This is a genomic window from Pseudomonas sp., from assembly GCF_049645325.1.
Lineage (GTDB): Bacteria > Pseudomonadota > Gammaproteobacteria > Pseudomonadales > Pseudomonadaceae > Aquipseudomonas.
Map to the genome: position 1 here is coordinate 1 of NZ_JBARTQ010000369.1, position 8,700 is coordinate 8,700.

The following is an 8,700-nucleotide window of genomic DNA, read 5'->3' on the forward strand; positions in this document are numbered from 1 at the left end:
GCTCCGGGCCGTCTACCCTTGGGCTAGTGAGAAAAGTCTGACTGGGTAGTCAGTCACGGCGCTTTACCGGGGCGGGCGTGGTGGGTAACGTCTGCGCATGCACTTCTATAAACAGCTCTATAACAAATCCTACAAGGAACCGCGTCATGAGTGAGTTGATTGCCTACCACCTCGAAGACGGTATCGCGACCCTGACCTTGAGCAACGGCAAGGTGAATGCCATTTCTCCGGCAGTGGTCGCTGAGTTTAATGCGGCGCTGGATCAGGCCGAGAAGGATCGGGCGGTGGTGATCATCACCGGGACGCCGGGGATTCTGTCGGGTGGTTATGATTTGAAGGTGATGACCGCCGGGCCTAAAGAGGCGATCGGCCTGGTGACTTCCGGCTCAACGCTGGCGCGGCGTTTGTTGTCGCATCCGTTCCCGGTGATTGTGGCGTGCCCTGGGCATGCGGTGGCCAAGGGTGCGTTCCTGTTGTTATCGGCAGACTACCGAATCGGCGTTGAAGGCCCGTTCAGCATTGGCCTGAATGAAGTGGCGATCGGCATGACCATGCACCACGCCGGTATCGAGTTGGCGCGGGACCGCCTGCGCAAGGTGGCGTTTCATCGTTCGGTAATCAACGCCGAGATGTTTGACCCGCAGGGCGCGCTGGGTGCCGGCTTCCTGGACAAGGTGGTCGCGCCGGAAGAACTGCACGCAGCGGCCCTGGAGGCGGCGCGCCAGTTGAAGAAGATCAATATGAGCGCCCACAAGCACACCAAGTTGAAGGTGCGTAAGGCGCTGCTGGAAGCCCTGGACGATGCGATCATCCAGGATCAAGGCCACAACCTGGGTTAATTCCTGACACCGCAGTGCAAGAGCCCGACCTTGAGTCGGGCTTTTTCTTACAAATAAATCCGAAACGTCCTTAACCGCTCTAGCCGGGCTTTGCTGGCACTTGTTGAAACATGTGCTTAAACATCGCCTATCTCCTACGTCTGTACCGGCAATTGCCGAATACAGTGCACAACCGTACACTGCGCGACCTTTTGTGCCGATGGGCCGTGTCGATGCTTTTTTTGTTACGTATGTTGTTGATGGGCCTGCATTTTATCGTCGCCGGTGTACTCGGCGTGCTGTTGGGCATTTGCCGGCCGTTCAACCCGGACAACAGTCGCCTGTGCGCGCGTCTTTATGCGCTGCCTGCGATGTGGCTGTTGCGGCTGAATGTGAAAACGGATGTCGACTCATTGCGCGACAAGCCCGGCACGTGCGTGATCATTGCCAACCACCAATCCAACTACGATCTGTTTGTGTTGGGCACCGTGGTGCCTTATCGCACGGTGTGCATCGCCAAGAAGAGCCTGAAATGGGTGCCGCTGTTCGGCCAGTTGTTCTGGCTGGCGGGCAATGTGCTGATCGACCGTGGCAATGCGCACAAGGCGCGCCGCGCAATGCTGACCACCACGCATACCTTGCAACACGAAGACACCTCGATCTGGGTATTTCCGGAGGGCACGCGCAACCTGGGCAAGGGCCTGTTGCCGTTCAAGAAAGGCGCGTTTCATATGGCGATTGCGGCCGGTGTGCCGATCGTGCAGGTGTGCGTGAGCAATTACGTCACGCATATGCACCTGAATCGCTGGGACAGCGGTGATGTGCTCATACGTTCGTTGCCGCCGATTCCTACCTCGGGGCTGACTGTGGATGACATCCCGGCGTTGATGCAGGCCTGTCAGACACAAATGGAAGAATGCATCGCAGAGATGGACCGTGAGCTGCAAACCGCCGTAACAATCGAACTCGCTTCCAGCTAAGCTGCCCAACACCTGTCCTCCTAACAAGAAGCGATCAGCACCATGGGTAGAGTTGTTGCGGCCGCCGTTTACAGCGCCGGAAAGAAAGTCACGGATATCACCCTCGATGAAGGCGCCGCCTGGGCCGCCAAACCCGACCACTTTGTGTGGATCGGCCTGGAAGAACCCAGTGCCCAGGAGCTGGCCAACCTGCAACGCCAGTTCAACCTGCACGAACTCGCCATCGAAGACGCCCTGGAAAAGCACAGCCGCCCCAAGCTGGAAACGTTCGGCGACGCGCTGTTTATCGTCACCTACTCACCGGTGCGCGAGAACGGCAAGCTGGAGTTTATCGAAACGCATATTTTCGCCGGCAACGGCTACATCATCACTGCGCGCAACGGTCATTCGGCGTCCTACGGCTTTGTGCGCCAGCGCTGTGAGGCGCGGCCGCTGTTGCTGGAGCATGGGGAAGATTTCGTACTCTATGCGCTGCTGGATTTCGTCACCGAGAATTACCAGCCGGTGAGCGAAGCCATCCACGCCGAGATCGATGAGCTGGAGCGCAACGTGTTGTGCAGCTCACTGAGCGAACGCGATATCCAGAACCTGCACGGCCTGCGCCGCGATGTGTTGCGGCTCAAGCGTTATGTGGCGCCGATGGTGGAGATCAGCCAGGAGCTGCAGAAGCTGAGCTTCCCGTTTATCGACAAGAACATGCGCCCGTATTTCCGCGATGTGCAGATTCACGTGACGCGGCAGATGGAAGACCTCACCACCCTGCGCGACATTGCCAGCCAGACCATCGAGATCGGTGTATTGCTGGAGGCGTCGCGCCAGAGCGTGGTGCAGCGCAAGTTCGCCGCGTGGGCGGCGATCCTTGCATTCCCCACGGCGGTGGCGGGGATTTACGGCATGAACTTCCAGAACATGCCCGAGCTGCAATGGCACTACGGCTACTTTGCGGTGCTCGGGTTTATTGCGCTGGGCTGCACCGGTTTGTGGGCCAGCTTCAAGCGTTCGGGCTGGCTTTAAGCGACAGCGTCCGGCTTGTGGGCCACGAAGCGCATCATCCATTCCGCCACGGTTGCACCGTGGTGGTCGCGCTCAAGGCTGGCGACGCCGTGGGTGTAGACCTTTTCTCCGAGGGTCGTCTGAAGAATCTCCAGCAGCTCGCGGGAATAGTCGTGGATAAATTCCGGGTGGCCCTGGAAGCACAGCACCTGGTCTTCGATGTGGTACGCCGCAAACGGGCAGAAATCGCTGGAGGCGATGACCGTGGCGTTGTCTGGCAAGGTGGTGACCTGGTCCTGATGACTGATCAGCAGGGTCAGTTCTTCCATCACCGGGCTCATCCACGGCGCCTTGGCGTTGAGTGTGTAGTCGTGAATGCCCATGCCCCAGCCTTTGCTGGCGCGCTCGGTTTTGCCGCCGAGCAGCAGCGCGAGTAACTGGTGGCCGAAGCACACACCCAGCAACTTGTCGCCGCGTGCGTAACGTTCAAGCAGGTAGGTCTTGAGGGTCTGGATCCATGGGTCGGTGCCGAAGGAATCGGCTTTGCTGCCGGTGATCAGGTAGGCGTCAAACACCTCGTCGTCCGACGGGTATTCACCTTGCACCACGTTATAGACGACAAATTCGGCGGCAATCGGCTGCTTTGAAAACAGGCGCTTGAACATCTGCCCGTACCCTTGGTACTGATCGATCAAACCTGGACGCAGGATATCGGTTTCCAGGATACAGACGCGTAGCGACATAAAAAATACCTGACACGGTGATGGGAATAATGCACACCCCAGAGCCTGCCTTGAAACAGCCCTGCAAAGCAAGTCCCGCCAGTTGACTACTTGTGGGAGCGGGCTTGCTCGCGAATGCGTTGTTTCAGCTTACACAGGCATCAACTGACGCACCGCATTCGCGAGCAAGCCCGTTCCCACATTTGGTCTGTGTCATTCTGGGAGTGGCGTTTCGGTCAGAATATTTCCCCCTGCGCAGCCTTTTGCAGCAACAACGCCGGCGGCGTGAACCGCTCGCCATATTGCTCGGCCAGGTAGCGTGCGCGGGCGATGAAGTCGTTCAACCCGTACTGGTTGATAAACTGCAGTGCGCCGCCACTCCACGCGGCAAAGCCAATGCCGAAGATCGAGCCGACGTTGGCGTCCGCCGTGGACATCAACACGCCCTCCTCCACGCAGCGCACGGTTTCGATGGCCTGGATAAACAGCAACCGGTCACGTACATCCTGCGGCGAAATCTGTTTGCCGGGCTGTTCAAAGCGGGTTTTCAGCTCAGGCCACAAGTGTTTCTGCGCGCCTGCGGGGTAGTCGTAAAAACCACCGCCCGCGGCCTTGCCTGCGCGCTTGTACTCGTTCACCAACAGGTCGATCACCACGGTTGCCGGGTGCGTCGGCACCCCTTTGCCCTCGGACTGCAGATCTTTCGCCGTTTGCTGTCGGATATGGCTCATCAAGCTGAGTGACACTTCATCCGACACCGCCAACGGCCCCACCGGCATGCCGGCCTTGCGCGCTTCGGTCTCGATCATCGGCGCGGCCACGCCTTCGCCGAGCATGGCGATGCCTTCGTTGGTAAACGTGCCGAACACCCGCGAGGTGAAGAAGCCGCGGCTGTCGTTGACCACGATCGGAGTTTTCTTGATTTGCAGGACGAAATCGAAACCTCGGGCGAGGGTTTCGTCGCTGGTCTTCTTGCCCTTGATGATTTCCACCAACGGCATTTTGTCGACCGGGCTGAAGAAATGCAGGCCGATGAATGTGGCGGGGTCAGGCACCGCAGTCGCCAGGCCGCTGATGGGCAAGGTTGAAGTGTTGGACGCGATCACCGCCTCGGCGCCGACGACACTTTGCGCTGCCGCCGTCACCTTTGCTTTGAGCTCACGGTCTTCGTAGACCGCTTCGATGATCAGGTCGCAGCCCGCGAGGTCGGCGTCGGAGGCCGTAGGATGAATCCGCGCGAGGATACTTTCGCGCTGCTCGGCGGACAATTGCCCACGGCTGACCTTCTTGTCCAGCAGCGCGGCCGAATGCGCCTTGCCCTTCTCGGCGGCGGCCGGGTTGATGTCCTTGAGCACCACGTCGACGCCGGCACTGGCGCTGACGTACGCGATGCCCGCGCCCATCATCCCGGCACCGAGCACACCCACCTTGCGTGTGACATATGGTGCAAAACCTTGAGGCCGCGAACTGCCCGCATTGATTTCATTGAGCTGAAACCAGAAGGTGCCGATCATGTTTTTCGCCACTTGGCCGGTGACCAGTTCGGTGAAGTAGCGCGTTTCGATCAGGTGTGCGGTGTCGAAATCCACCTGGGCGCCTTCTACCGCAGCACAGAGGATTTTCTCCGGCGCAGGGAAGCAGCCATTGGTTTTACTGCGCAAAATCGACGGTGCGATGGCAAGCATCTGCGCAACTTTCGGGTGTGAAGGCGTGCCGCCAGGGATCTGATACGCCTTGTTGTCCCACGGTTGTTTCGCCTCCGGGTTGGCCAGAATCCAGGCGCGGGACTTGGCCAGCAATTCGTCGCGATCCGCCGCCAGTTCATTGATCAAGCCGGCTTGCAGCGCCTGCTGCGGCCGAACTTTTTTGCCTTCCAGCAAATACGGCAAAGCCTTCTCCAGCCCCAGCATGCGCACCATGCGCACCACCCCGCCGCCGCCCGGCAACAAGCCCAGGGTGACTTCCGGCAGGCCCAGTTGGGTCGATGGGTTGTCCAGTGCGATGCGGTAATGGCACGCCAGGCAAATCTCCCAGCCGCCGCCCAATGCTGCGCCATTGATTGCAGCGACCACCGGCTTGCCGAGGGTTTCCAGGCGGCGCAGTTGCGCTTTCAACACCCGCACGCCGTCTTGGAAATCCTTGGCGTGGGCCTTGTCGACCTTGATCAACTCATTGAGGTCGCCGCCGGCGAAAAAGGTTTTCTTGGCTGACGTGATCACCACACCGGCGATGCCGTCCTTTTCCGTTTCCAGGCGCGTGACGATGGCCGCCATGGCCTCGCGGTACACGCCGTTCATGGTGTTGGCGCTCTGGCCGGGCATGTCGAGGGTCAGCACCACGATCTGGTCCTGGCCTTTTTCGTAACGAATGGCTTCGGTCATGACAAATTCCTTGGGCTCAGAGGCGTTCGATAATGGTGGCGATGCCCATGCCACCGCCGACACACAGGGTGGCCAGGCCGTAGCGCTGCTGGCGCACTTCAAGCTCGTCGAGCAGCGTGCCGAGGATTGCGCAGCCCGTGGCACCCAATGGGTGGCCCATGGCGATCGAGCCGCCGTTGACGTTGACCCGCGTGGCGTCGATGCGCATGTCCTTGATGAACTTGAGCACGACCGACGCAAACGCTTCGTTGACTTCGAACAGGTCGATGTCTTCCACCCGCAAACCGGCTTTGGCAAGGGCTTTTCGGGTGGCCGGCGCGGGGCCGGTGAGCATGATGGTCGGGTCAGTGCTGGTCACCGCCGTGGCGACGATGCGCGCTCGCGGCTGCAGGCCCAGCTCGCGGCCCTTGGCCTCGGAGCCGATCAACATCAGCGCGGCGCCGTCGACGATGCCGGAACTGTTGCCCGGTGTGTGCACATGGTTGATGCGCTCCACATGGCTGTAGACGCGCAAGGCGGTGGCGTCGAAGCCCAGCTGGCCCATCATCTCGAAGCTCGGCTTGAGTTTGCCCAGGCCTTCAAGGGTGGAGTCGCCACGAATAAACTCGTCCTGGTCCAACAGCACGATGCCGTTCTGGTCCTGCACCGCAATCAGCGACTTGTTGAAGGAACCGTCTGCACGCGCCCTGGCCGCTTTCTGCTGGGACTGTAGGGCGAAGGTGTCGACGTCGTGGCGCGTGAAGCCTTCCAGGGTAGCAATCAAGTCCGCGCCGATGCCCTGAGGCGTGAAGTGGCTGTGCAGGTTGGTCTGCGGGTCGAGCACCCAGGCGCCGCCGTCGCTGCCCATGGGCACGCGGGACATGGACTCGACGCCGCCGACCACCACCAGGTCTTCAAAGCCGGAGCGCACCTTCATCGCGCCGAGGTTCACCGCTTCCAGGCCCGAGGCGCAGAAGCGGTTGATTTGCACGCCTGCCACGCTGATGTCCCAGTCCGCCACCAGCGCGGCGGTTTTGGCGATGTCGGCGCCCTGGTCGCCCACCGGGGTGACGCAGCCGAGGACGATGTCATCTACCTGGTGCGTGTCGAGGTCACTGCGCTGTGCCAGCGCGGTGAGCAAGCCCGCCACCAGGTTTACCGGCTTGACGCTGTGCAGGGCGCCGTCGGCCTTGCCTTTGCCCCGGGGCGTGCGTATCGCATCAAAGATCAAAGCTTGGGTCATGACATCCTCGAACCGCTGTGCGTGTGTGCCCCTACCTTAGGCCCGATTGACACGGTTTCAATGACGGATGCGCTCATTGCTTTTGACCCCCACGCTCGGACGAACGGTAGGTCGCTACGCGAATCGATTGATTAATCGTTTTAGCTGTCTAGCCAAGGCATTGGCGCCAAGATGGCGATAGGCCTCATATCTTTTTAAGTAGAAATTCTGATTAGCTGATATGAAATGGATCTAAGCCGCGCAGAACGAGGGCTCTAAGGTTCAATCAGTAAGAAGTTGCTGCCGGGTTTTGCTGGAGCAGCTGTAAGAAAAGTGCAACGTCACATCGCGATACTGAAAACAGACCGGCACGCATTTGACGCTCAGGAATAACAACAAAAGGCAGTCAGCCATGTTTAAACATTCGAAAGTACGTCAGGCGGGACTCATTCTTTTCGCCACCACCTTGATTCTGATCTTGCCCAATTTAACCAAGGTTATTGGGTGACCACTTGACTCTCACATTCGGTGCACACACAGCACCAGGACTGCAGCTTTTGGCAGCACCTGCCGGGACATTGCGTATAGCGGTCCTGTTGCAGGGGCTGTCTTTTTGCGTGCCGATTTCCGGTATCGTGGGCACCACCGCCACTTCGAACCGGGCTCCCTCTTGAAATCCATCTTCGCCTTTCTCGCCTTGCTGTCAGCGCTCCCTGCAACCGCTGCGCAATTGACCATTGAATTGGACCACACCAGCAAGACCTGGCAGACCGCCGAGCTGCTCGCGCGCCCGGATACGCAGACGGTGCAGGTCGTGGATGACGTTTCCTACAAGCGCACCATGACTTATCGGGCAGTGCCGTTGGCCTCTCTGCTGCCCGGTTTGAAGCCTGAGAACCATCTGCAAGCCGTCGCGCTTGATGGTTTTGCCGCAGAACTCAGCGCTGCGCCTTTGTTGCAAACACACGGCGCCCGCGCGTGGCTGGCGGTGGAAGACCCCGCCCACCCGTGGCCTGCGCTGGCGGATGGCAAGCCGAGTGCGGGGCCGTTTTATCTGGTGTGGACTGATCCGCAAGCCGGCAACATCAGCCCTGAGCAGTGGCCGTTCCAGATCTCCGGGATCAAGCAGTTGAAGACCGTGGCCGAGCGTTTTCCGGCGCTGTTGCCCGACCCCAAGCTGGCGGCGAACGATCCGGTGAACCAGGGGTTTGCGTTGTTCCAGAAGAACTGCCTGGCCTGCCACCGCCTCAATGGTGCCGGGGATGCCCAGGTGGGGCCGGATTTGAATGTGCCTTATAACCCGACTGAATATTTCAGCGGGGATTTCCTCAAGCGTTATATCCGCGACCCGCAGAGCTTGCGGCATTGGCCACAGGCGAAGATGCCGGCGTTTGCTGCCAGTGTGTTGCCCGAGGGCGAGCTGGATTTGTTGGTGGGGTATTTGAAGCATATGACGGGGCGTAAGCAGCCGCTCTGAGTGTGGCGAGGGTTTTGAAAACACCACCGTTCGGTGTGGTAGTCGCTGAAGCCTTGGTCGGCTTTGGTTTGCTGGGTGAATATCCGTTTTTTGGGTGATGGCCTCTATGGGTTCCGCTCTTACAGCGG

7 protein-coding genes are annotated in these 8,700 nt (G+C 59.7%); 4 read left to right on the top strand and 3 right to left on the bottom strand.

Translation table 11 applies throughout. The features are described from left to right. Nucleotides 1-146 precede the first annotated feature (146 nt). The 3 genes from WBB95_RS16215 (at nucleotide 147) to WBB95_RS16225 (ending at nucleotide 2,812) form a co-directional block, all read left to right on the top strand. On the top strand, nucleotides 147-839 hold the full coding sequence (locus WBB95_RS16215; RefSeq protein WP_424488510.1) for a crotonase/enoyl-CoA hydratase family protein: 693 nt from the start codon (nucleotides 147-149) through the stop codon (nucleotides 837-839). A gap of 212 nt (nucleotides 840-1,051) precedes the next feature. Next, nucleotides 1,052-1,798, top strand: a complete 747-nt coding sequence (locus WBB95_RS16220) for a 1-acylglycerol-3-phosphate O-acyltransferase (RefSeq protein WP_424488511.1) — start codon at nucleotides 1,052-1,054, stop codon at nucleotides 1,796-1,798. 42 nt (nucleotides 1,799-1,840) lie between these two features. Next, nucleotides 1,841-2,812 carry a magnesium and cobalt transport protein CorA gene (locus tag WBB95_RS16225; RefSeq protein WP_424488512.1) on the top strand — a complete coding sequence of 324 codons (972 nt, stop codon included), beginning with the start codon at nucleotides 1,841-1,843 and terminating at the stop codon, nucleotides 2,810-2,812. On the opposite strand, the gene WBB95_RS16230 is transcribed toward WBB95_RS16225, so the two are convergent. The 3 genes from WBB95_RS16230 to WBB95_RS16240 form a co-directional block, all read right to left on the bottom strand. After that, the gene (locus WBB95_RS16230) at nucleotides 2,809-3,534 is read right to left on the bottom strand and encodes an amidotransferase (RefSeq protein ID WP_424488513.1); all 726 of its coding nucleotides are present in this window, start codon (nucleotides 3,532-3,534) and stop codon (nucleotides 2,809-2,811) included. The two genes, WBB95_RS16225 and WBB95_RS16230, sit on opposite strands and share 4 nt — an antisense overlap. 215 nt (nucleotides 3,535-3,749) lie before the next feature. Next, entirely contained in the window at nucleotides 3,750-5,894 is a 2,145-nt protein-coding gene (locus WBB95_RS16235; protein ID WP_424488514.1) for a 3-hydroxyacyl-CoA dehydrogenase NAD-binding domain-containing protein, read from the bottom strand. A 16-nt stretch (nucleotides 5,895-5,910) separates the two neighbouring features. Continuing rightward, nucleotides 5,911-7,116 (bottom strand): acetyl-CoA C-acetyltransferase, encoded by a 1,206-nt coding sequence (locus WBB95_RS16240; protein ID WP_424488515.1) that lies wholly within the window; start codon nucleotides 7,114-7,116, stop codon nucleotides 5,911-5,913. Between the two features lie 649 nt (nucleotides 7,117-7,765). Between WBB95_RS16240 and WBB95_RS16245 the strand changes: the two genes are divergently transcribed. Continuing rightward, nucleotides 7,766-8,572, top strand: coding sequence for a c-type cytochrome (locus WBB95_RS16245; protein ID WP_424488516.1), 807 nt, complete (start codon nucleotides 7,766-7,768; stop codon nucleotides 8,570-8,572). Nucleotides 8,573-8,700: the final 128 nt, after the last annotated feature.

Bases quoted from the DNA above. Each gene is read 5' to 3' on its own strand.
- WBB95_RS16215 (WP_424488510.1), top strand. From the start codon at position 147: ATGAGTGAGTTGATTGCCTACCACCTCGAAGACGGTATCGCGACCCTG.
- WBB95_RS16220 (WP_424488511.1), top strand. From the start codon at position 1,052: ATGCTTTTTTTGTTACGTATGTTGTTGATGGGCCTGCATTTTATCGTC.
- WBB95_RS16225 (WP_424488512.1), top strand. From the start codon at position 1,841: ATGGGTAGAGTTGTTGCGGCCGCCGTTTACAGCGCCGGAAAGAAAGTC.
- WBB95_RS16230 (WP_424488513.1), bottom strand. From the start codon at position 3,534: ATGTCGCTACGCGTCTGTATCCTGGAAACCGATATCCTGCGTCCAGGT.
- WBB95_RS16235 (WP_424488514.1), bottom strand. From the start codon at position 5,894: ATGACCGAAGCCATTCGTTACGAAAAAGGCCAGGACCAGATCGTGGTG.
- WBB95_RS16240 (WP_424488515.1), bottom strand. From the start codon at position 7,116: ATGACCCAAGCTTTGATCTTTGATGCGATACGCACGCCCCGGGGCAAA.